The sequence below is a fragment of the Streptomyces sp. NBC_00554 genome, assembly GCF_041431135.1.
Taxonomy (GTDB): domain Bacteria; phylum Actinomycetota; class Actinomycetes; order Streptomycetales; family Streptomycetaceae; genus Streptomyces.
The window spans coordinates 5,953,187-5,975,738 of sequence record NZ_CP107799.1; the positions used below are offsets into that span (position 1 = coordinate 5,953,187).

The window sequence follows — 22,552 nt, forward strand, 5'->3', positions numbered from 1 at the left end:
CGCATGTGAAGGGGTGGATCTCGTGTACGCCGGTATGCTCGGCGTCACAGACGGCGCAGGCGGTGACGCCGCGGACCGGGCGAGACCGTGGACCGCGACAGACCGCGGACCGGGACGACGTCGCAGAGCAGGGCGAGAGGAGTTGGGTGGTGCAGGACAACGCGACAGAGGTGACCGCTGCCGGGATCGCGCGGCTCGCCGGGGTCGGCCGCGCTGCCGTCAGTAACTGGCGCCGCCGCCATGCCGACTTCCCCAAGCCGGTCGGCGGCACCGAGACCAGCCCCTCCTTCGCCCTCACCGAAGTCGAATCATGGCTCCGCGACCAGGGCAAACTCGCCGAAGTCCCGCTGCGCGAACGCGTCTGGCAGCAGCTCGCCGGACACCCCGACGGCCCGGTCACCGCCCTCGTGCACGCCGGCTGCGCCCTCCTGCTCATCCACGACCGCCCCACCGACTGGCTGGAGCTCAGCGCGGGCTCCGACGAGCGCCTCGCCGCCCTGCTGCCCGCCGCGCTGGACCAGGTGATCACCCCCCGTTTCGGCCCACCCCGCGAACGCGCTGTGAACACCCCGAACACCCACCTCGGCCCACCGCGCGCTGTGAACACCCCGAACACCGCCCCCGGCCCCGGCCCAGCGCGTGCTGTGAACACCCCGACCGGCCCCGAGCTCCTCCCCTCCGTCCCGCTCCTGCGCGGTGCCGCCGAACTCGCGGCCGGGCTGGGTGCGCGGCAGACGTACGAGTTCCTGCTCGGGCGGCACCTCGACGCCAACCCGCGCCAGTACACGCTCACCCCGGGCGGCCTCGCCGAACTCATGGCCGAACTCGCCGGACCCGCCCGCAGGGTGCTCGACCCGGCGTGCGGCACCGGCGCACTGCTGCGCGCCGTCGCGCCCAAGCCCGACCAGGCGCTGTACGGCCAGGACAGCGCACCCGAACTGGCCGCGCTCTCCGGGCTGCGGCTCGCCCTGCACGCGAACGCCGGCATCCGCACCGCCACCGGGGACAGCCTGCGTAAGGACGCGTACGGAGACCTCAGGGCCGACGCCGTGCTGTGCCACCCCCCGTTCAACGAACGCAACTGGGGCCACGACGAACTCGCCTACGACGCCCGCTGGGAGTACGGCTTCCCGGCTCGCACCGAGTCCGAACTGGCCTGGGTCCAGCACGCGTTGGCCCACCTCAAGGAAGGCGGCAGCGCCGTCGTCCTCATGCCTCCCGCCGCCGCCTCCCGCCGCTCGGGCCGCCGCATCCGTGCCGACCTGCTGCGCCGTGGCGCGCTGCGCGCCGTGATCGCCCTCCCGATCGGAGCGGCACCCCCGTACAACATCCCGCTCCACGTGTGGGTGCTGCGCCGCCCCGAGAAGGCGCCGGTGCAGCCCGAGTTGCTGCTCGTCGACACCGGCGCGCTGGCCGCCGAAGGCAGGGGCGGCCTCGACTGGGGGGCCGTGCGCACCGCCGTGCTCGACGCCTGGCGGCCCTTCGAGCGCACCGGTACCGCGCAGGAGGAGCCGGGGTTCAGCCGCGCGGTGCCCGTCATCGAACTCCTCGACGACGACGTGGACCTGGCGCCCGCCCGTCATCTGCCGCCGCCCGGCGCGGGGGGCGGCACCGAGGGGCTCGCGACTGTACGTGAGCGCCTCGGCGCGACCCTGCGCCTGACCGCCGGTCTCACGCCCCCCGCGCCCGCGTACGCGCCGTCCGCGCGCTGGCCGCTCATCACCGTCGGTGAACTCGTGCGTGGGGGCGGACTGCTGATGCGTACGGGCGGAAACAACGCCCCCGCGCGCGTGCCCGTACTCACCGACCACGACGTCCTCGCCGGAACCGCGCCCTCCGGAAGCCTCCCCGAAACCGACGGGGGCGAGGAAGCGGTACTGGTCGAGACGGGCGATGTCGTCGTCCCGGTACTCGGCGGCGGCTCCACCGCGCGCGTGGTCGACGACAGGACGGCCGGAGCCGCCCTGGGGCGCAACCTCGCCCTCCTGCGCCCCGATCCGGCCGCCCTCGACCCGTGGTTCCTGGCCGGATTCCTGCGCGGCACCGCCAACAACCGGCAGGCCAGCAGCTATGCGTCCACCGCCACCAGGCTCGACGTGCGCCGCCTCCAAGTGCCCCGGCTGTCGCTCGAGGAACAGCGCACGTACGGCGAACGGTTCCGCGCGCTCGCCGAGTTCGAGGACGCGCTCAGGCGCGCGGGCCGCCTCGGCGAACAGCTTGTGCGCGGCATGTACGACGGGCTGACGGACGGGACGGTCGCGCCCGGCTGAGCCCTCGTCGAGTCTCGCGGGGCGGACGATGTGATCGTCACGACAACGGTTCGGTACAACCCGGGACCGGTTGTCCTTGTCGGCCTATACGCTCGGACTTCGAACTTGTACGTCCGTCCTCATCAGGTCACCGGGAGCAGTCATGTACGGCCACGGCGCGGCGCCGCCCTCCCGCAGCTCGGGTACGGTCATCACCCTCCGTGTGCTGTTCACCGCTGCCGGGTTTCTCACCTGCGGCATGCTCGCGTGCATCCCGCTGTTCCGGGTGGCCGTGCTGCGCGGCAAGTGGTTCGACTGGGCGCTGGCCTGGGTGAGCCTGCCGCTGGCGATCGGCGGTCTCATGGTGATCGGCTCGCTGCCCGAGTCGGACCCGAGGACCGATGTCGCGCTGGGCGTCGTGCTCCTGCTGGGTGCGTTCAGCGGCGTGTACTTCCTGTCCGTGGACATCGAGCACCACCGTGCGCGGCCCTCGTTCCCGGGCTACGTGCCGCAGCAGCCGCCCCCGGCCGGATACGGCTACCCGCAGCCCGCGTCCCCGTACACCGCCACGCACCCGCAGACGCCGATGCAGTCGACTCCCGTTCCCCAGGCTCCCGTTCCTCAGACCCCTGTTCCTCAGGCCCCCGTGCCCCAGACCCCCGTTCCGCCGCCCGCGCCTCCGCAGCGCCCCACGCCCGTCCGGATCGACCAGGTGCGTGCCGAACTCGACGAGCTCAGTGACTACCTGCGCAAGCACGAGGGCAACCACGAGGACGGCAGATGAGCGTCGCGACGAGGCGTGTGGTCGCCGACCGCTACGAGCTGTCCACGCTCATAGGGCAGGGCGGCATGGGCCAGGTGTGGACGGCCTACGACCAGCGGCTTGACCGGCGTGTCGCCGTCAAGCTGCTGCGCCCCGACAAGGTCGCGGGCCAGGAGGCCGACGAACTGCGCCGCCGTTTCGTGCGCGAGTGCCGCGTCACCGCGCAGGTCGACCACCCCGGCCTGGTCACGGTCCACGACGCGGGCAGCGACGACGAGGAACTGTTCCTCGTCATGCAGTACGTCGACGGGGCCGACCTCTCCGACCACCTCGCCGAACACGACCCCTACCCGTGGCAGTGGGCGGTCGCGGTCGCCGCGCAACTGTGCGCCGTGCTGAGCGCCGTGCACGCCGTCCCGATCGTCCACCGCGACCTGAAACCGCGGAACGTGATGGTCAAGCAGGACGGCACGGTCACCGTCCTCGACCTCGGCGTCGCCTCCGTCATGGACACCGACACCACCCGCCTGACCCACACCGGCTCACCCATCGGCAGCCCCGCCTACATGGCGCCCGAACAGGCGATGGGCGGCGCGGTCGGCCCGTACACGGACCTGTACGCGCTCGGCGTACTCCTCCATGAACTCCTCAGCGGAGACGTGCCGTTCGCGGGCTCGACCGCCCTCGGTGTGCTGCACCGGCACCTCTACGAACCGCCGCTCCCGGTGCGCCGGCTGCGCCCCGAGGTCCCGCCCGCCCTGGAGGGTCTCGTCCTGCGACTGCTCTCCAAGGACCCGCAGCACCGGCCGGCGTCCGCGCAGGAGACGTACGAGCAGCTGCTCCCGCTGCTGCCGGCGCGCGGCATGCCCACAGGCGCCCCACTCGACCCCACGCGCCCCTTCCTGCGCCCGCACGCCCCTTGGCCGGACCGTGCGCGCACGCCCGCGTCACAGCCGCAGGCCGCGCCCGCCGTGGAGAAGGCCGACGTCGTGGGCGCCGTCGACGAGGTCAAGCGCCTCCTCGGCGAAGGGCGCATCACGCAGGCCGTCGACATCCTCGGCGCGATCCTCCCGGCGGCCGCCGCCGAACACGGCGCGCACTCCCCAGTCGTGCGCACCCTGCGCAAGCAGTACGCGGCCACGCTCATGGACGACGGACAGTACCGGCGCGCACTGCCCGAACTGCGCCGTCTCGCCGACGAACGCGCCTCCGAGGCAGGCCAGTCCGACCCGCAGTCCCTGCGCTTCCGCTACGAGGCCGCCCAGTGCCTGGAACAGCTCGGGGAACCCGCCGCCGCGCTCGCGGAGTACCGCGCGCTGCTGCCGTACTACGAGAATCAGTACGTCGCCGGTGACCCCGAACTCTCCCTCGAAGTCCGCCGCCGCATAGGCCACTTGCTCCTCGCCCTCGGCGACCGCGCCGCCGCCCACGACACACTGGCCCGGCTGCTGCACGACGTGGAACGCCTGCGCGGGCCCGGACATCCGATGGCGGCGGAAATCCGGCGGACGCTGCAGTGGCTGGGACAGGTGCGGGGCTAGATCGCGGCCGGCCGCAGCTGGAGCGCGCACAGGTTTTGCTCCCGCTTGGCCGAACCATGTAGTGATCAAGGCCCGGGGTTTCCCGAACGCGGATGCGACACCGGATACGTTGCGATCCGTCTCCGCAACGAAGGAGACGCAAAGTCGGCGCAAAAGCAGCGCACAAGCCGGCGCGCGATTCAACGCGCAGGTCGGTGTGCGAGTCGGCACGCAATCGGAGCTCAACCAGGGGTGGGTCACGCATGTCCAACCATCGTCAGTCGAAGAAGCGCAGATACGTCGCCTGGGCCGCGGCCGGCGCCGCCGTGGTCGCCGGAGCCGGCATCGCCGCGCAGAACTCCATGGCGGCCACCACCTGGCCCGCCCAACGGACGTACACCGGCCGCGCCTTCGACACCTGCGCCGCCCCCTCGCTCAACGCGATGAAGGCCTGGCACGGCGGGCTCTACGGCGCCGCCGCCGTCTACATCGGCGGCAAGAACCGCGGCTGCGCCCAGCCCAACCTCACCGCGTCCTGGGTGAAATCGGTCAGCACGGTCGGCTGGAAACTCATCCCGCTGTACGTCGGCGCCCAGCCACCCTGCCAGACCGGCTCCAGCCCCGAGAAGATCACCGCCGCCACTGCCGCCTCACTCGGCGCCACCGACGCCGCGGACGCCGTGGCCAAGGCCTCGGCCCTCGGCATGAAGGCCGGCAGCCCGGTCTACCTGGACATGGAGGCGTACGACATCACCAACACGGCCTGCAACAAGGCGGTACTCACGTACGTACGCGCCTTCGACAAGGCCCTGCGCGCCAAGACGTACCGCAGCGGCTACTACGGCTTCACCAGCTCCAGCGCCAAGGCCATCGCCAACGCGACCGACCGCACGGACCTGCCGGGCAACATGTGGTACGCGCTGTGGGACAAGCAGAACACCACCACGGCCGACTGGCCGTTCGCCGCCACCCTGTGGACCAACCACAGCCGCGCCCACCAGTACATGGTGAACAGCAAGGAGACCCGCGGCGGTTACACGATCACCGTGGACCGGGACGCGTGGGACGCGCCGGTGGCGATCACCGGCTGAGGACATACGCCGCAGCGACGGCAGCGATCACCGGCTGGGGCGAGCTGGAGTGGGCTGAGGGCGATCTGCCGGTGCGGCGGTGCCTGAACTGCTTGCGAATCGTTGGTCGAATGGGTGGCCGAGAGCTGAGCCACTGCCTAACATCGATCACCGCAAGACTTTGTGCACCGCCGCACAATCTCCTCGGGAGGCTTCCTTGCACCGCCGCCGTCGCACCGCGCTCGTCCTCTCCGCCGCGATCGTCGCCGCGGCCCCCCTGCTCACCGCCTGCGGCAGCGAGGCACATCCCGGTGCCGCGGCCGTCGTCGGCGGGCAGCGGATCACCATCGCGCAGCTGGAAACCCGCGTGAACGAGGTGCGTACGGCACAGCGCGCCGCCACCACGGACGAGGCCCAGTACGAGCAGGCCGTCGCCAAGACCTCCGGCCTCACCCGCAACACCCTGCACACCATGGTCCTCGACCGGGTCCTGGACGAGGCCGCGGAGAACGCGGGCGTCAGCGTCACCCGCAAGGACACCCAGCAACTTCGCACGTCCCTGGAGCAGCAGGCGGGCGGCGCGAAGGAGCTGGAGGCGGCCTGGCTGACCCAGTACGGGGTGGCGCCCAAGCGTCTCGACGAAAGCCTCCGCACCGAGATCGAGGCCCAGAAGCTCGCCGCCGCGATCGGCGCCGACATGAACACCACCGAGGGCCAGGCCACCTTCTGGAAGGCGATGTCCGAGGCATCCAAGACACTGGACGTCGACCTGAACCCGCGCTACGGCGCCTGGGACGTCAAGCAGAGCAGCCGCGTCGACGTGAAGACGCCGTGGCTGCGGGAGGTCACGGCGGACCAGACACAGGAGACGACGTAACGGGTCTCGCAGCGGGCGGGGGCTGTGGATAAACGGTTCGGCCGCGGGGCTCGCGGATAGGGTCCCGGTACTCGCGGACACGTTGGTGCGGCCGTCCGGCCTGGGAACAGGCGGGCGGCGACCTGGCCCGGGAACGGGCGGGCGACCCGGCCTGTGGATAACCGCGGGGGCTGTCGGCGGCGTGGGTTACGTTCGATGGGTGAACGCAACCAGCTTCGACGGCGACCCGAACGCGACGACCGGCCCCGACGGCGCCCCGACCGCCACCGGCTCGGACTTCGCCGCCCCCGCCGCTGCCCCGGCCCCCGGCCGTATCGTCCTGCTCACCACCAGCCACCGCGTCGCCCCCGGACTGCTGTCCTGGCCCGCCTGGCAGGCACTGCGCGGCGCCGACCAGGTCCTGTGCGCGGACGGCACGCACCCGCAGCTGCCCTACCTCCGCGAGGCGGGCATCACCGTCGACGAGACCGCCCCCAACGCCCAGGAACTGGTCGACGCCTGTGCCGGCGGCCGCACAGTGGTCGTCGTCGCCACCGGCGAGGGCGAGCCGCGGCTGACCGACGGCCTGGCCAGGCTCGCGGGCTCCGGCCGCATACAGATGCCGGACCTGGAGCTGCTCCCCGCCTCGTACGACCTCCCGGGCGCCCGCCTCCTCGACCTCGTCCAGGTCATGGACCGCATCCGCCTCGAATGCCCCTGGTCCTCCCAGCAGACCCACAAGGGCCTGGCGAAGTACGGCATCGAGGAGGCGTACGAGCTGGTCGAGGCGATCGAGGAGGGCGACCGCGACGAGCTGCGGGAAGAGCTCGGCGACGTCCTGCTGCAGGTCGTCTTCCACGCCCGCATCGCCGAGGAAGGCGGTCCGGAGGACGAGGACGCCCCCTTCTCCATCGACGACGTCGCCGGCGGCATCGTCACCAAGCTGATCCACCGCCACCCGCACGTCTTCGGAGACGAGACGGCCACGACCCCCGAGGAGGTCAAGGAGCACTGGCTGCGCACCAAGGCCGAGGAGAAGCGGCGCACATCAGTGACCGAGGGAATCCCGCTGGGCCAGCCGGGCCTGGCACTGGCGGCGAAACTGGCATCCCGGGTGCGTACGGCAGGACTTGACGTCGAGCTTCCCCGAGGCGAGGGCGTCGGCTACGAACTGCTGGCCATAGCCACGCGCGCCGAGGCCGAGGGCGTGGACCCGGAGGCGGCGCTACGGGCGGCGGCACGGGCGTACCGGGACGCGATCCGCGCGACGGAGCGACCTGCGGAGGGATGACGGCCGGGGCGCCTGTAAGCCGGGGGCCTGTAGAGGGACGAGGGCCGCGGCCGAGCAGGAGCCTCCGGCGGAGAGATGCAAGCCGCAGCCGAGCGGGCCCGCAGATGAATGAGGGTCACGCGCCCGGCGCGCGGCCGGCCGGGTTGTGCCAGTTCGGCGGCGGACGGTCGAGCAGCCACTCCGCCGTGCCCAGCGGCCGGGTCCGGCCCTCACCGGTCGGCGCCAGGAGGTCGTGGAAGATCCGCTCGGCCGGAGCACCCAGCGCAGGAAGCTCGCCGCTGATCTCGTCCACGAGCTTGGGCGGACCGGCCAGATAGACGTCACTCCGCTCCCAGCCCGCGCGGTTGCCCAGCGCGGTCAGCAGCCGCTCGGTCGCCTGGGCCTTGGGCCGGCCGGGCGCGGGGGTGATGAACGTGACCGAAAGCAGAGGCAGTCGGGCCTGAAGCCGTTCGACGGCGGACCGGTCGTACAGATAGGAGGTGTCGCGGGCGACGAGAAAGAGCCGGGCCTCGTGCGAGTCGCCGAGCTGCTGCAGAAGCGCCTTGACGGGTGCCCACCCCGTGCCGGCCGCGATGAACGTCAGCGACCGCTCCCCGGGTGTCCGCAGGGTCAGCCCGCCACCGGGTGCGCCGAGCCGCAGGGCGTCACCCTCCCGCGTCTGCCGGACCAGGGCCGTGGAGAGCACCCCGCCCTCGACCCGGCTGATGTGCAGGTCGAGGGTGTGGTCGACGCGGGGTGCGTTGCCCAGCGAGTACGGCCGCCAAATGCCCGGCAGATGCGGGGCGTTGACGCTGACGTACTGGCCGGGGGAGTACCGCAGCCGTCGGTCGGGCTGAAGGGTCAGTACGACGAGATCGTCACCGTGCCGCGTCCGGGCCACCACTTCGGCATCCCACCAAGGCGGTTCACCCTCCTGCTGCGCCTCCCACGCGCCCTGGAGCATCACATTGGCGATCGCCCCGTACGCCTCGGACCACGCCTTCTCGACCTCCGCGTTCCACGCCGACCCCGCGACGACGGTGAACGCGGCGATCAGACTCGCCCCCACGGCGGCGTAGTGATCGGGCTCCGCCAGATACTTCCGGTGATCCCGCCCCAGCTCCCGCAGATACTCCGGCAGCGCCGGATCCCCCAACCGCTCCATCACATACGTCAGCGCCGCGAACAACCGATCCCGCTGCCGTTCCATGTCCTCAGGGAAGTCCAGCGGAAAAAGCGCGCGTACCTCCGGGTTGTGCCGGAACAGATGCGAGTAGAAGTACTTGACCGCGAACTCGGCCCGTCTCTCGACGACCGCGAAGCTGGATCTGAGTATTTCGGGGTCCACTTCGCGAATGTAGGGACTTGTCGAGCCGCAGAGTCAAACAGCAGGTGATTTGCGGACAGCCTGGGGTGAAGTGTGCGGGGCGGCCGGCACCGTGGTCCGGGTCGGCCGGGCAAGGCCTCCTCGCCTGCCCGGACACCGTCCCCGGATACGGTCAAGGAGTGACCGAGCACCCCACCCCCGCAGGCCCTGCCCCCGAACTCTTCAGCTGGGAGTTCGCCACCAACCCCTACCCGGCGTACGCCTGGCTCCGCGAGCACGCCCCCGTGCACAGGACCCGGCTGCCCAGCGGTGTGGAGGCCTGGCTGGTCACCCGGTACGCCGACGCCAAGCACGCTCTCGCCGACGGACGGCTCAGCAAGAACCCGGCGCATCACGACGAACCCGCCCATGCCAAGGGCAAGACGGGCATCCCGGGTGAGCGCAAGGCCGAGCTGATGACGCATCTGCTCAACATCGATCCGCCGGATCACACCCGGCTGCGCCGGCTCGTCAGCAAGGCGTTCACGCCGCGCCGGGTGGCCGAGTTCGCGCCGCGCGTGCAGGAGATCACCGATCACCTCATCGACCAGTTCGCGGAGAAGGGGTCCGCAGACCTGATCCACGAGTTCGCCTTCCCGCTCCCCATCTACGCCATCTGCGAGCTCCTCGGCGTCCCCCGCGAGGACCAGGACGACTTCCGGGACTGGGCGGGGATGATGATCCGGCACGGGGGAGGGCCGCGGGGCGGTGTCGCACGGTCCGTCAAGAAGATGCGCGGATATCTGGCCGAGCTGATCCACCGCAAGCGCGAGGCGCTGCCCGAACACGCCGCCCCCGGCGAGGACCTCGTCTCCGGCCTCATCCGCGCCTCCGACCACGGTGAGCACCTCACGGAGAACGAGGTGGTGGCCATGGCCTTCATCCTCCTGTTTGCCGGTTTTGAGACGACCGTGAACTTGATCGGCAACGGCACGTACGCCCTCCTCACCCACCCCGAGCAGCGGCAGCGACTGCAGAAGTCCCTTGCCGCCGGGGAGAGTGGACTGCTCGAAACCGGTGTCGAGGAACTCCTTCGCTTCGACGGCCCTGTGGAGCTGGCCACTTGGCGGTTCGCGACCGAGGCCGTCCGGCTCGGCGGACAGGACATCGCACCCGGCGACCCCGTCCTCGTCGTACTGGCGGCTGCGGACCGTGACCCCGAACGCTTCGCGCAGCCGGACACCCTCGACCTCTCCCGCCGTGACAACCAGCATCTCGGCTACGGACACGGCATCCACTACTGCCTCGGCGCACCCCTCGCCCGCCTGGAGGGCCAGACCGCGCTGGCCACCCTCCTCACCCGCCTCCCCGACCTCCAACTCGCGGGAGATTCCGCCGATTTGCGATGGCGCGGTGGGCTCATTATGCGCGGATTGCGCACACTTCCAGTGGAGTTCACGCCTCCGCTCCAGTTGTCCACCGGGCCTTCGTAAGGCACTTCGGGGGCGCGAAAAGCTGACGGTCCATCAACATTGTGATCTTCACGTGATCTACGCTGCATCGACTTGTGACAAGCGTTCGAGTGCCGATACGTTCAATGACCAGCGCGGATCATCCGTCGCAGACGTCTCCGTACGTCGCTTTAGTCACCTGCTGTCACGTGAAAGGCTTCCGCATGCTCTCCGGGAACGGCCGCCATCGTCGCCCCCGTCAGGCTCCGGCTCTCATCGTCGCGGCAGGAGTGACCGGATCGGCCATCGCGATCCCGTTGCTCGGTGCCACGAGTGCGAGCGCGGCCGACGCCACCACCTGGGACCGTGTCGCGGAGTGCGAGACGGGCGCCTCCTGGAGCGACAACACCGGTGACGGGTACTACGGCGGGCTGCACTTGACCCAGTGGGACTGGGAGAACTACGGCGGCATCGAATACGCCCCGAGCGCCGACCAGGCCAGCCGCTCGCAGCAGATAGCAGTCGCCGAGAAGATCCTCGACGGCCGCGGAGTCGTCGCCTGGCCCACCTGTGGACCCCTCTCCGGGCTCAGCAAGGACTCGGCCTCGGCGGACGTCGACACGGGCGTGTCGGACGACTCGTCGTCCGACGCCTCCACTTCGGACTCCTCCGACTCTTCGAGCTCGGAATCGACCGACTCATCCGGTTCGCTCGACTTGTCTGCTTCGTCCAGCCCCTCTCCGTCCGCGTCGTCCTCGTCCGACACGTCGACCAAGTCCGACACTTCGGACGCGGACGAGGGTGCGGACTCGAGCGCGACAAACGATGACGACTCGGACAAGTCGGCCCAGAGTGACGACTCTTCGGATGCGTCCGACAGTGCGACGACCGGCGCCGGGCGTCACCGCGGCGACACCGCCACCGAGGGCACGACCGACGGCCGTACGGACAGCACGGCCGGGCGGCATGCCTCGCGTGACTCCGACGGCCTTCGCGGCGTCGTCGACGGTTCGTACGTCGTCCGCGTCGGCGACAGTCTCTCGGCCATCGCCGACGCCCTTGGCCTCGAAGGCGGATGGGCCGAGCTGTACGCCGAGAACGAGGAGACGGTGGGCACCGACGCGAACCTCATTCTCCCCGGTCAGAGCCTTGCAGTTGGTGCCGAACCGGGCGAAAAGTAGCGGGAGTTCGCGTCATGGTTCGCCATGGAATGTCCGGTTTGGTGAGAATGAGAGATGGATCTCAGACCCCCTGATCGTCTTTGAAATTCCGCCGATCGCCTGCTTACGGTCGTGACCGCTCGCCACAGCGGGCCCCGACGATCGCAACGCCGAATCCTGCCAGCGGCCGTACGGGAACAGTCGTCGCGTCAAGCGCCGTAGGCAGGAGCGGGGGACCCAAGGTAAGTGCCGAGCCCGGTAGTTGACCGGGAGCGGCTTGGGGTGAAGACGTGCGCCGAGAGGTGCGCGACCGGGCACTCACCCGCCCGAACCCGACAGCTCACCTCGCAGGCGTCGGTGAGGGGATCACTTCATGCTGCGTTCGTGCAAGGGCAAGCACCGTCGCCCGTCCAAGGTCACCCGCATTGCCACGCTCGCCGGGGTGACCGGCGTCGCCGTCGCCGCCCCGCTGATGGCGTCCGGCACCGCCTCCGCCGCCACCACCTCCGAGTGGGACACCGTCGCCCAGTGCGAGTCCGGCGGCAACTGGGCCATCAACACCGGCAACGGTTACTACGGCGGTCTGCAGTTCTCCTCCTCCACCTGGTCCGCGTACGGCGGCAGCGCTTACGCCGCCACCGCCGACCAGGCCTCCAAGTCCCAGCAGATAACGGTCGCCGAGAAGGTCCTCGCCGCACAGGGCAAGGGCGCCTGGCCGTCCTGCGGCACGGGCCTGTCGAGCGCCGCGTACGACGGTGGTACGAGCGACTCGTCCTCGTCCTCCTCGTCGTCGAGCAGCGAGCAGAGCACCACTCCTTCGCAGCAGTCGAACACGTCCACCGCGACGACCAAGACCGCCAAGGCGAAGACCGTCGAGACCCCGACCGGCAAGAAGGTCAAGAAGGGTGACGGCGAGTACAAGGTGAAGAAGAACGACACCCTCAGCGCCATCGCCGAGGCGAAGAACGTCAAGGGTGGCTGGCAGCAGCTGCTCAAGCTGAACAAGGACATCATCGACGACGCGGACTTCATCTACCCGGGTCAGCAGCTGCACCTCAGCTGAGGTCCGAGAGCTGAGGGGCAGCGGTTGTCGGCCCACGGCGGTCGGCTGACACCAGGCTCGTAGCTGAACCTCAGCTCTCTCCTATACGTGGTCTCCATACTGAAGGCCTCGTGTGGGTCACCCCCGTCCCCACGGGCTCCCCGCTCCGGTGCGTGTTCCCCCGTACGCACCGGGGCGGGGTTTTTCATTCCTTTTTTGTTCCGTTCTGGAACAATGTTTACCCTGTGTTCTGCCCAAGGGGTGGTCGACCGGCTGGCCGATCGCTCCGAGCCGGTTAGGCTCATCCCGCAGGGTTCCAAAAAGCCCCGCGTACCCGCGTCACATCCCAGAAGGAGATGCTCGTGCCGTCCATCGACGTCGTCGTAGCCCGGGAAATCCTCGACTCGCGAGGGAACCCCACCGTCGAGGTCGAGGTCGGCCTCGATGACGGCAGCACGGGTCGTGCCGCCGTCCCGTCCGGCGCCTCCACCGGCGCCTTCGAGGCCATCGAGCTCCGCGACGGTGACCCCAACCGCTACCACGGCAAGGGTGTCGAGAAGGCCGTCCTCGCGGTCATCGAGCAGATCGGCCCGGAGCTCGTCGGTTACGACGCCACCGAGCAGCGCCTGATCGACCAGGCGATGTTCGACCTGGACGCCACCGACAACAAGGGCTCGCTCGGCGCCAACGCCATCCTCGGCGTCTCCCTCGCCGTCGCGCACGCCGCCTCCGAGGCCAGCGACCTCCCCCTCTTCCGCTACCTGGGCGGCCCGAACGCGCACCTGCTGCCCGTTCCGATGATGAACATCCTCAACGGCGGGTCGCACGCGGACTCGAACGTGGACATCCAGGAGTTCATGATCGCCCCGATCGGCGCGGAGTCCTTCTCCGAGGCGCTGCGCTGGGGCGCCGAGGTCTACCACACCCTCAAGAAGGTGCTGAAGACCAAGGGCCTGTCCACCGGCCTCGGCGACGAGGGCGGCTTCGCCCCGAACCTGGAGTCCAACCGCGCAGCGCTCGACCTCATCGTCGAGGCCATCAAGCAGGCCGGTTACATCCCCGGCGAGCAGATCGCGCTCGCGCTCGACGTCGCCGCGTCCGAGTTCTACAAGGACGGCAAGTACGAGTTCGAGGGCAAGTCCCGCTCGGCCGCCGAGATGACCGAGTACTACGAGGAGCTCGTCTCCGCGTACCCGCTCGTCTCCATCGAGGACCCGCTGTACGAGGACGACTGGGCCGGCTGGAAGGTCATCACCGAGAAGATCGGTGACAAGGTCCAGATCGTCGGTGACGACCTGTTCGTCACCAACCCCGAGCGCCTCGCCCGTGGCATCGAGGAGGGCTCGGCGAACGCCCTGCTCGTCAAGGTGAACCAGATCGGCTCGCTGACCGAGACCCTGGACGCCGTCGAGATGGCGCAGCGCAACGGCTTCAAGTGCATGATGTCGCACCGCTCCGGCGAGACCGAGGACGTCACCATCGCCGACCTCGCCGTCGCGGTGAACTGCGGTCAGATCAAGACCGGCGCCCCGGCCCGCTCGGACCGCGTCGCCAAGTACAACCAGCTGCTGCGCATCGAGGAGATCCTCGACGACGCCGCGGTGTACGCCGGTCGCAGCGCCTTCCCCCGCTTCAAGGGCTGAGCCGTACCGGCTTAGGAAGCGTCGTACGTACGTCCCCGTACTCGGTCCCGTACCGTGTGCGGGGACGTACGCACGTGACGGGTTTGTACCGGGGAGGCGGGACTCATGGCCGTGAAGGACCGGGACCGGTTCTCCACCGCGACCAGGCTGAAGCTGCTCGGCGAGCAGACGGCGGCCCGGGTCTACCGCTCCCAGACCAAGCGTCAGGCGCGCCGCTCGCGGCTCACCGGGCGGGCGGCGCTCCTCGCCCTCGTCCTCTGTTCGCTGGTCGTGGCCCTCGCGTACCCGATAAGGCAGTACGTGTCCCAGCGCGCCGAGATCGCCGACCTGCAGCAGCAGCGGGAGCAGGCCCGTGCGCGGGTCGAGCAGCTGCGTGACCTCAAGGCGCGGTGGCAGGACGACGCGTACGCGGAGCAGCAGATCCGGGACCGGCTGCACTATGTGATGCCGGGGGAGACCGGCTACATCGTGATCGACCCGGACGCGGCGAAGCAGTCCCGCGCCGGCCAGGGGGCGGCCGACCGTCCCTGGTACGCGAACGTCTGGGACGGTGTGGACAAGGCCGACGCCGCCGACCGGTGAACGAACCGATCGACCAGTTCATCGGCCGGCCGGCCGACCGGCCGATCGACTGACTGAATCGGCAGACCGACCGATTGACCGACCGACCAGAAAGACATGTGACTCACGGCATGGAAACGCCACCGCCGCCCACCCCGCGCACCGAGCCGACCGACGCGGACGTCGAGGCCTTCAAGCAGCAGCTGGGGCGACCGCCGCGCGGGTTGCGCGCGATCGCGCACCGCTGTCCCTGCGGTCAGCCGGACGTGGTGGAGACGGCGCCCCGCCTGCCCGACGGGACGCCGTTCCCGACGACGTACTACCTGACGTGCCCGCGTGCCGCTTCCGCGATCGGCACGCTGGAGGCCAACGGGGTCATGAAGGAGATGACGGACCGTCTGGCGAGCGATCCGGAGCTGGCCGCCGCGTATCGCGCCGCTCACGAGGACTACATCGCCCGGCGTGACTCCATCGAGGTCCTGGAGGGCTTCCCCAGCGCGGGCGGCATGCCGGACCGGGTGAAGTGCCTCCATGTGCTGGTGGGCCACTCCCTGGCGGCGGGTCCGGGCGTGAACCCGCTGGGCGACGAGGCGATCGCGATGCTGCCGGAGTGGTGGCGCAAGGGGCCCTGCGTGACGTCCTCGGAGGACTCGCGGCAGCCCGGCGCCGAGGCGTCCCCCGCCGCAGAGGAGGCCGCCAAGTGACCCGTGTCGCCGCCATCGACTGCGGTACGAACTCGATCCGGCTGCTTGTGGCCGACGCGGACCCGGAGACGGGCGAACTCGTCGACCTGGACCGCCGTATGACGATCGTGCGGCTCGGCCAGGGCGTCGACCGGACCGGGCGGCTCGCCCCGGAGGCACTGGAGCGGACCTTCGCCGCCTGCCGTGAGTACGCGGCGATCATCAAGGAGCACGGGGCGGAGAGGCTGCGGTTCGTGGCGACCTCCGCCTCCCGTGACGCCGAGAACCGGGACGAGTTCGTGCGCGGGGTGCTGGACATCCTGGGTGTCGAGCCGGAGGTGATCACCGGTGACCAGGAGGCGGAGTTCTCCTTCACCGGCGCCACCAAGGAGCTGACCGGCCGGGACGACCTCGCCAAGCCGTACCTGGTGGTGGACATCGGCGGCGGGTCCACGGAGTTCGTCGTGGGCGAGGAGCATGTGAGCGCGGCGCGCTCCGTCGACATCGGCTGTGTACGGATGACCGAGCGTCACCTCGTGCACGAGGGCAAGGTCAGTGACCCGCCGACGTCCGCCGAGGTTGAGGCGATCCGTGCCGACATCGGGGCGGCCCTGGACCTCGCGGAGCTGACCGTGCCGTTGCGCGAGGCGCACACGCTGGTCGGTCTTGCGGGCTCGGTCACCACGGTCTCGGCGATCGCGCAGAACCTCCCCGAGTACGACTCGGTCGCCATCCACCACTCTCGGGTCCCGTACGACCGCGTCCGCGAGATCACCGAGTCCCTGGTGGGCTCGACGCACGCCGAACGCGCCGCGATCCCCTCGATGCATCCGGGCCGCGTCGACGTCATCGCCGCCGGGGCCCTCGTGCTCCTCTCGATCATGGAGCGGATCGGCGCGACGGAGGTCGTGGTCAGCGAGCACGACATCCTCGACGGGATCGCCTGGTCGATCGCGTAGCGGTGGTGCGTAGCGGTGGTGTGAGGGGGGCTTTGCGGCCCTCCGATCCGCCTCTCCTGAGCAGGTCGGACAACGTATGAGCGCACTTCAGGGCCCTGGAAAACCTCTCGGCGACGCGCCGTCGGAAAAGTTCGTGAAGTTCTTCACAAGGAAAACGGCCCTGTTGGGCGAGGATTTCTTCCCCAGGGCCCTTCCAGGGGGCTCACCAGGCCGGGAAGGGTGCTCACCGGAGCGTTCGAGGTGTGTTTCGGGCGTGTGAAACGGGGGCCGACTCGGCTGGTTCACAGGGGCCTCGCAGGGGCGGAGTGGCAGCTCACGCGGTGTTGACAACGGTCCGCACCACACGGTGGTTCCCCCCTGGCGCCATGACCTGAGTCACGTGGGCGGCGGAGTGTAGCAGAGGGTCCACCCATGCTTGTGAAGGGGCTCACGAGCGACCCCCCTGGGGCAGGTGGATACTCGATGGCATGAGCACCACGGAGCGTCCCAGGATCCTCGTAGTAGGCGGTGGGTACGTAGGCCTGTACGCAGCTCGGCGCATTCTCAAGAAGATGCGCTACGGAGAGGCGACCGTCACGGTTGTCGACCCCCGGTCGTACATGACCTACCAGCCCTTCCTCCCCGAAGCCGCCGCCGGCAGCATCTCCCCGCGGCATGTCGTCGTCCCGTTGCGACGCGTGCTCCCCAAGGCGGAGGTCCTCACCGGTCGGGTCACCACCATCGATCAGGACCGCAAGGTCGCGACGATCGCCCCCCTCGTGGGTGAGGCGTACGAGCTGCCTTTCGACTACCTCGTCGTCGCGATGGGCGCGGTCTCGCGCACCTTCCCGATCCCCGGCCTCGCCGAGCAGGGCATCGGTATGAAGGGCATCGAGGAGGCCATCGGCCTGCGCAACCACGTCCTCGAGCAGCTCGACAAGGCTGACTCCACGACGGACGAAGAGGTCCGCCGCAAGGCGTTGACCTTCGTCTTCGTCGGCGGTGGCTTCGCGGGTGCGGAGACCATCGGTGAGGTCGAGGACATGGCGCGTGACGCGTCGAAGTACTACACCAACGTGTCCCGCGAGGACATGCGGTTCGTCCTCGTCGACGCGGCGGACAAGATCCTTCCCGAGGTCGGCCCCAAGCTCGGCCTGTACGGCAAGGAGCACCTGGAGAGCCGCGGCGTGGAGATCTACCTCTCCACCTCCATGGACTCCTGCGTCGACGGCCACGTCGTGCTCAAGAACGGCCTCGAGGTCGACTCCAACACGATCGTCTGGACGGCCGGCGTCAAGCCGAACCCCGTTCTCTCCCGCTTCGGTCTGCCGCTCGGCCCGCGCGGTCACGTGGACACGCAGACCACGCTCCAGGTGCAGGGCACGGACTACATCTGGGCCGCGGGCGACAACGCCCAGGTTCCGGACGCCGCCGCCCGCAAGGCCGGTGTCGAGAACGCCTGGTGCCCGCCGAACGCCCAGCATGCGCTGCGTCAGGCGAAGGTCCTCGGCGACAACGTGATCTCCGGTATGCGGGGCTTCCCGCAGAAGGAGTACTCGCACGCCAACAAGGGTGCGGTGGCCGGTCTCGGCCTCCACAAGGGCGTCGCGATGATCGTCATGGGCAAGATGAAGATCAAGGTCAAGGGCCGTCTCGCCTGGTACATGCACCGTGGCTACCACGGCATGGCGATGCCGACCTGGAACCGGAAGATCCGCGTCTTCGCTGACTGGACGCTGGCGATGTTCCTCAAGCGTGAGGTCGTCTCGCTCGGTGCCATGGAGACTCCCCGCGAGGAGTTCTACGAGGCCGCCAAGCCCGCGCCCGCCCCGGCGGCCGCTGCCGCGCCCGCAGCGCCCGCCAAGACCGAGGAGAAGGCCAAGGCCTCCTGACCTCCGGTCACCGAACGCCCCGAAGGGGCCTCCCGCCATCCGTGGTGCGGGAGGCCCCTTCGGCGTTCCCCCGGCGTCCCTCCCCGGCGTCCCCTTCGGCGTTTTCGCGACGGCAGAGGCATCACCAAAAACATGGCCCATGCACGTATTTTGCGAAGCCGTAACGCGGAAGGGGGACTGCGCGAAGACCATGTTGGTGTTTACGTGGGTGTTGGAGCGTTCGGGAGTGTCGTCACGGAGGTGTGCGCCATGCAGGACGCCGCGCTGCGGCTGAAGAGCCTTGTCGAACAGTTGCTGGGAGCCCCACTACCGCTGCGCATCCGCGCCTGGGACGGCTCGGAGGCAGGGCCGCCCGCCGCCCCGGTACTCGTCGTACGGAATCGACGGGCCGTGCGCCGGCTGCTGTGGAAGCCGGGGGAGCTGGGCCTCGCGAGGGCATGGGTCGCCGGAGACCTCGGAGTGGAGGGCGACCTGTACGCCGCCCTCGACCTGATGTCCGGGCTCCTGTGGGAGCGGGGAGAGGGCGCGAGAGGGGTCGGGGAGGCGCTGCGGGATTCCGAGGTGCGCGCCGCCCTTCGCGGCCTGGTGAAGCTGGCCGGGCCGCTGCCGCCCGCCCCGCCCGCCGAGGAGGTGCGCAGACGCCGCCACCTGCACACCAAGCGCAGCGACAAACGGGCCATCAGCCACCACTACGACGTGGGGAACGACTTCTACGAGATCGTCCTCGGCCCGTCGATGGTCTACTCGTGCGCCTACTGGGAGGATGACGGCTCCCTCGAGGACGCACAGCGCGACAAGCTCGAACTCATCGCCCGCAAGCTGGACTTGAAACCGGGCCAGCGGCTTCTCGACGTCGGGTGCGGCTGGGGTTCCATGGCCATCCACGCGGCCCGTGAGCACGGCGTGAGCGTGGTCGGCGTGACGCTTTCGCAGGAGCAGGCCGCGTACGCCCGTAAGCGGGTCGCGGACGAGGGGCTCACCGACCGGGTGGAGATCCGGGTGCAGGACTACCGGGACGTCACGGACGGGCCGTACGACGCCATCTCGTCGATCGGGATGGCCGAACACGTCGGCGCCGAACGGTACTTGGAGTACGCCGAGACGCTGCGCCGGCTGCTGAGGCCCGGCGGCCGGCTGCTCAACCACCAGATCGCGCGCCCGCCGCGGCGGGACGAATCGGCGTACTCCGTCGACGAGTTCATCGACGCGTACGTCTTCCCCGACGGCGAACTCGCCCCCGTCGGCACCACGGTGACCCAGCTTGAGCGGGCCGGCTTCGAGGTCCGCGACGTGGAGTCGATCCGTGAGCACTACGCCCTCACCCTGCGCCGCTGGGTCGTCAACCTGGAGGAGCAGTGGACGCGGGCCGTACGGCTCACCAGCCCCGGCCGGGCCCGCGTCTGGCGCCTGTACATGGCCGCCTCCGCGCTCGCCTTCGAGCACAACCGCATCGGCGTCAACCAGGTGCTGGCGGTCAGGACACCGGAGGCGTCCGGCGCGTCCGGGATGCCGCTGAGGGCGCGTGACTGGAACTGATCCGCTACGGCAATGGGGCCCCGTTCCATGGCGGAACGGGGCCCCATCTGCCGTACTGCTATTCCGACTTGATCGCCGACAGCATGTTCAGGCGGGACGCCCGCCGCGCCGGCCACAGCGCCGCGAGGATGCCGACCGTCGCCGCGAGGAGCAGGAAGAGGCCCATCCTGGCCCAGGGCAGGACCAGTTCGTACGTCGCCATGCTGCTGCCGAGCAGTTCACCGGCGGCCCAACCGAAGAACACGCCCAGGCCGATGCCGAGTACGCCGCCGAAGAGCGAGATGACCAGGGACTCCAGCCGGACCATCCGCTTGATGCCCTTGCGGTCGAGGCCGATCGCGCGCAGCATCCCGATCTCCTGCGAGCGCTCGAAGACCGACATGGCCAGGGTGTTGATGACACCGAGGACGGCGACGATGACGGCCATCGCGAGCAGGCCGTAGAGCATGTTCAGCATCAGGGTGAACATGCTCGCGATGCTGTCGGAGATGTCTTTCTTGTCCTGGACCTGGATGGCCGGGTTGTCGCCGAGGGCCTTCTCCAGCTGGCCCTTCGTCGCGTCCGAGGCGCCGCTCGACGTCTTCAGCATGACCTGCATGTCGAAGGCGTCCGTGGTGTGCGGGGTGAGCGTCGAGTTGTCGAGCATGATGCCCGAGATCATCTCGTTGCCCTGGTAGACACCGGCGACCGTCAGCTGCTGCTTCGTGCCGTCCTCGTAGGAGACCGTGAAGTCCGAACCCGCCTTCCAGCCGTGCGACTTGGCGGTGTCCTCGTCGACCACGACCTGGCTGCCGCCGACCTTGAACGAGCCCTCCTCCATCGTGAGGTCGGTGAGCTTGGCGATGGACGCGCCGTTGACGCCCGTCAGGTACTCGGTCTCCTGGTCGATGCGCGAGGGCGAGTTGCGCAGCGCGCTGGTGTCCGTGACCCCGTCGACGCCGGCGAGCTTCTTCTCGACGTCCGGCGAGAGCGAGTTGCCGTTCGCCATCGAGACGACGTAGTCCGCCTTGATCGCGGAGCTGGCCATCTTGTCGATCGACTTCTGCAGGCTGCCCGCCATCACCGTCATGCCGGTGATCAGGGTGAGGCCGATCATCAGCGCGGAGGCGGTCGCGGCGGTGCGGCGCGGGTTGCGTACGGAGTTCTGGCGGGCGAGCTTGCCGGAGACCCCGAAGATACGGAGGACCGGTGAGGCGGCCGCGATCAGCGGGCGCGACAGCAACGGCGTGAGGATGAAGACGCCGATGATGAGCAGGACCGCGCCGAGGCCCATCGGGGCCTGGCCGTCCGAGCCGCTCATGGTCGTCGCGTAGAGGACGACGGCGATGCCCGCTCCGGCGAAGATGGCGCCGATCGTGTTCCGTACGACCAGGGACTTCGTGGTCGCCTGGGCGTGCACGCTGCTCATCGCGGCGACCGGCGGGATCTTCGCCGCGCGGCGGCCCGGCAGCCAGGCGGCCAGCATCGTGATGAGGACGCCGACGAGCAGGGCCGTGGCGACCGTGCCCGGCGAGATCACCAGCGGGCCGTCCGGCACGGGCGCGCCGAGTGTGCCGATCAGGGCGCGCATCCCGGCGCCGATGCCGATACCGGCGACCAGGCCCGCGACGGCGGCGACCGCGCCGACGACGAACGCCTCGACGAGCACGGACCGGGTGACCTGCCTGCGGGAGGCGCCGACGGCGCGCAGCAGCGCGAGTTCCTTGGTGCGCTGGGCGACCAGCATGGTGAAGGTGTTGGCGATGATGAAGGTGCCGACGAACAGCGCGATACCGGCGAAGACCAGCAGCCCCGTCTTCATCCCGCTCATCGCCGAGGCGATCTGCTCGGCCTGGTCGGCGGCGGCCTTGTCGGCCGTGGTGGTGGAGGCGACGTCCTTCGGTACGACCTTGTCGAGCGCGGCAAGGAGGGCGGTCTGGCTGGTGCCGGCGTCCGCCTTCACGTCGATCTCGTCGTACGTGCCGACCGAGTCGAAGAGCTTCTGCGCGGTCGCCGTGTCGAAGAGGGCGAGGCTGCCGCCGGCCGCGACGTTGCCGTCGTCGGTGGTGAAGATGCCGCTGATGGTGGGCGTGAGGACGGGCCCGTCGACGGACAGGCGTACGGTGTCGCCGACCTTGTACCCGGCCCGCTTCGCGGTCTCGGAGTCGAGGGCGACCTGGTTCGGGCCGCGCGGGGCCTGACCGCCCGTCAGCGGGTACCGGGGGTCCTTCTCCTGCCAGTAGTTCCCGCCCTGGGACTGGAAGCCGCTGCCGACGAGCTTGCCGTCCTTGTCGGCGATGGCGGTGAAGCCGTTGACGACGCCGACGGCGGAGGCGGCACCGGGGACCGCGGCGGTCTTGTCGAGGAGCGCCTGCGTGAGCTTCTGCTCCTTGCCGACCGTGTCGCCCGTGGACTCCTGGCTCTCCGGTTCTATGACGACGTCGATCTGGTCGAAGCCCTTGGCGGAGCTGTTCTGGTAGGCGTCCGAGATGGTGTTGGTGAAGACCAGGGTCCCCGACACGAACGCCACGCCGAGCATCACGGCGAGCACGGTCATGAGGAGCCTGGCCTTGTGCGCGAGCACGTTGCGCAAGGCGGTACGGAACATGGGGTTGTCTCAGTCCAGGGAGGTA

The 22,552-nt window shown here is 69.9% G+C and carries 17 protein-coding genes and 1 riboswitch; of the genes, 15 read left to right on the top strand and 2 right to left on the bottom strand.

What is annotated here, in order from left to right; translation table 11 throughout:
• The first annotated feature begins 149 nt into the window (after positions 1-149).
• The 6 genes from OG266_RS26310 (at position 150) to OG266_RS26335 (ending at position 7,749) form a co-directional block, all read left to right on the top strand.
• Complete coding sequence (locus OG266_RS26310; RefSeq protein ID WP_371552957.1) at positions 150-2,270, top strand: N-6 DNA methylase; 2,121 nt, start codon at positions 150-152, stop codon at positions 2,268-2,270.
• A gap of 142 nt (positions 2,271-2,412) precedes the next feature.
• Positions 2,413-3,033 (top strand): hypothetical protein, encoded by a 621-nt coding sequence (locus OG266_RS26315; RefSeq protein WP_371548759.1) that lies wholly within the window; start codon positions 2,413-2,415, stop codon positions 3,031-3,033.
• The gene (locus tag OG266_RS26320) at positions 3,030-4,553 is read left to right on the top strand and encodes a serine/threonine-protein kinase (RefSeq protein ID WP_266460465.1); all 1,524 of its coding nucleotides are present in this window, start codon (positions 3,030-3,032) and stop codon (positions 4,551-4,553) included. The genes OG266_RS26315 and OG266_RS26320 overlap by 4 nt, the downstream gene beginning before the upstream one ends.
• A gap of 242 nt (positions 4,554-4,795) precedes the next feature.
• Positions 4,796-5,623 carry a glycoside hydrolase domain-containing protein gene (locus OG266_RS26325; protein WP_371548760.1) on the top strand — a complete coding sequence of 276 codons (828 nt, stop codon included), beginning with the start codon at positions 4,796-4,798 and terminating at the stop codon, positions 5,621-5,623.
• Positions 5,624-5,819: 196 nt separating this feature from the next.
• Positions 5,820-6,479, top strand: a complete 660-nt coding sequence (locus tag OG266_RS26330) for a SurA N-terminal domain-containing protein (RefSeq protein ID WP_266460471.1) — start codon at positions 5,820-5,822, stop codon at positions 6,477-6,479.
• Between the two features lie 199 nt (positions 6,480-6,678).
• Positions 6,679-7,749, top strand: coding sequence for a nucleoside triphosphate pyrophosphohydrolase (locus tag OG266_RS26335; protein ID WP_371548761.1), 1,071 nt, complete (start codon positions 6,679-6,681; stop codon positions 7,747-7,749).
• Between the two features lie 115 nt (positions 7,750-7,864).
• Here the strand turns inward: OG266_RS26335 and OG266_RS26340 are convergent, their stop codons facing one another.
• The gene (locus OG266_RS26340) at positions 7,865-9,076 is read right to left on the bottom strand and encodes a globin domain-containing protein (protein ID WP_371548762.1); all 1,212 of its coding nucleotides are present in this window, start codon (positions 9,074-9,076) and stop codon (positions 7,865-7,867) included.
• Positions 9,077-9,234: 158 nt separating this feature from the next.
• Here OG266_RS26340 and OG266_RS26345 point away from each other — a divergent pair, with 158 nt between their 5' ends.
• The 9 genes from OG266_RS26345 (at position 9,235) to OG266_RS26385 (ending at position 19,940) form a co-directional block, all read left to right on the top strand.
• On the top strand, positions 9,235-10,527 hold the full coding sequence (locus OG266_RS26345) for a cytochrome P450 (RefSeq protein ID WP_371548763.1): 1,293 nt from the start codon (positions 9,235-9,237) through the stop codon (positions 10,525-10,527).
• Between the two features lie 182 nt (positions 10,528-10,709).
• Positions 10,710-11,666: a transglycosylase family protein gene (locus OG266_RS26350; protein WP_371548764.1), complete on the top strand. Its 957-nt coding sequence runs from the start codon at positions 10,710-10,712 to the stop codon at positions 11,664-11,666.
• 183 nt (positions 11,667-11,849) lie between these two features.
• A riboswitch (cyclic di-AMP (ydaO/yuaA leader) is annotated at positions 11,850-12,014 on the top strand.
• 4 nt (positions 12,015-12,018) lie between these two features.
• Positions 12,019-12,708 (top strand): transglycosylase family protein, encoded by a 690-nt coding sequence (locus OG266_RS26355; protein ID WP_371548765.1) that lies wholly within the window; start codon positions 12,019-12,021, stop codon positions 12,706-12,708.
• 335 nt (positions 12,709-13,043) lie between these two features.
• On the top strand, positions 13,044-14,330 hold the full coding sequence (eno, locus tag OG266_RS26360; RefSeq protein WP_266460486.1) for a phosphopyruvate hydratase: 1,287 nt from the start codon (positions 13,044-13,046) through the stop codon (positions 14,328-14,330).
• Positions 14,331-14,435: 105 nt separating this feature from the next.
• Positions 14,436-14,912: a septum formation initiator family protein gene (locus OG266_RS26365; protein WP_266460489.1), complete on the top strand. Its 477-nt coding sequence runs from the start codon at positions 14,436-14,438 to the stop codon at positions 14,910-14,912.
• Positions 14,913-15,022: 110 nt separating this feature from the next.
• Positions 15,023-15,595 carry a DUF501 domain-containing protein gene (locus tag OG266_RS26370; protein WP_266460492.1) on the top strand — a complete coding sequence of 191 codons (573 nt, stop codon included), beginning with the start codon at positions 15,023-15,025 and terminating at the stop codon, positions 15,593-15,595.
• On the top strand, positions 15,592-16,533 hold the full coding sequence (locus tag OG266_RS26375) for an exopolyphosphatase (RefSeq protein ID WP_371548766.1): 942 nt from the start codon (positions 15,592-15,594) through the stop codon (positions 16,531-16,533). Before OG266_RS26370 ends, OG266_RS26375 begins: the two co-directional genes overlap by 4 nt.
• A 467-nt stretch (positions 16,534-17,000) precedes the next feature.
• On the top strand, positions 17,001-18,404 hold the full coding sequence (locus OG266_RS26380) for an NAD(P)/FAD-dependent oxidoreductase (RefSeq protein WP_266460496.1): 1,404 nt from the start codon (positions 17,001-17,003) through the stop codon (positions 18,402-18,404).
• A 249-nt stretch (positions 18,405-18,653) separates the two neighbouring features.
• The gene (locus OG266_RS26385) at positions 18,654-19,940 is read left to right on the top strand and encodes a class I SAM-dependent methyltransferase (RefSeq protein WP_371548767.1); all 1,287 of its coding nucleotides are present in this window, start codon (positions 18,654-18,656) and stop codon (positions 19,938-19,940) included.
• Between the two features lie 58 nt (positions 19,941-19,998).
• Here OG266_RS26385 and OG266_RS26390 read toward each other — a convergent pair whose 3' ends face one another.
• Positions 19,999-22,527 carry an ABC transporter permease gene (locus OG266_RS26390; RefSeq protein WP_371548768.1) on the bottom strand — a complete coding sequence of 843 codons (2,529 nt, stop codon included), beginning with the start codon at positions 22,525-22,527 and terminating at the stop codon, positions 19,999-20,001.
• Positions 22,528-22,552 lie beyond the last annotated feature (25 nt).

Coding starts and splice junctions, on each gene's coding strand:
- OG266_RS26385 (WP_371548767.1), top strand. CDS start 18,654: ATGCAGGACGCCGCGCTGCGGCTGAAGAGCCTTGTCGAACAGTTGCTG.
- eno (WP_266460486.1), top strand. CDS start 13,044: ATGCTCGTGCCGTCCATCGACGTCGTCGTAGCCCGGGAAATCCTCGAC.
- OG266_RS26365 (WP_266460489.1), top strand. CDS start 14,436: ATGGCCGTGAAGGACCGGGACCGGTTCTCCACCGCGACCAGGCTGAAG.
- OG266_RS26355 (WP_371548765.1), top strand. CDS start 12,019: ATGCTGCGTTCGTGCAAGGGCAAGCACCGTCGCCCGTCCAAGGTCACC.
- OG266_RS26320 (WP_266460465.1), top strand. CDS start 3,030: ATGAGCGTCGCGACGAGGCGTGTGGTCGCCGACCGCTACGAGCTGTCC.
- OG266_RS26350 (WP_371548764.1), top strand. CDS start 10,710: ATGCTCTCCGGGAACGGCCGCCATCGTCGCCCCCGTCAGGCTCCGGCT.
- OG266_RS26315 (WP_371548759.1), top strand. CDS start 2,413: ATGTACGGCCACGGCGCGGCGCCGCCCTCCCGCAGCTCGGGTACGGTC.
- OG266_RS26370 (WP_266460492.1), top strand. CDS start 15,023: ATGGAAACGCCACCGCCGCCCACCCCGCGCACCGAGCCGACCGACGCG.
- OG266_RS26325 (WP_371548760.1), top strand. CDS start 4,796: ATGTCCAACCATCGTCAGTCGAAGAAGCGCAGATACGTCGCCTGGGCC.
- OG266_RS26390 (WP_371548768.1), bottom strand. CDS start 22,527: ATGTTCCGTACCGCCTTGCGCAACGTGCTCGCGCACAAGGCCAGGCTC.
- OG266_RS26380 (WP_266460496.1), top strand. CDS start 17,001: ATGAGCACCACGGAGCGTCCCAGGATCCTCGTAGTAGGCGGTGGGTAC.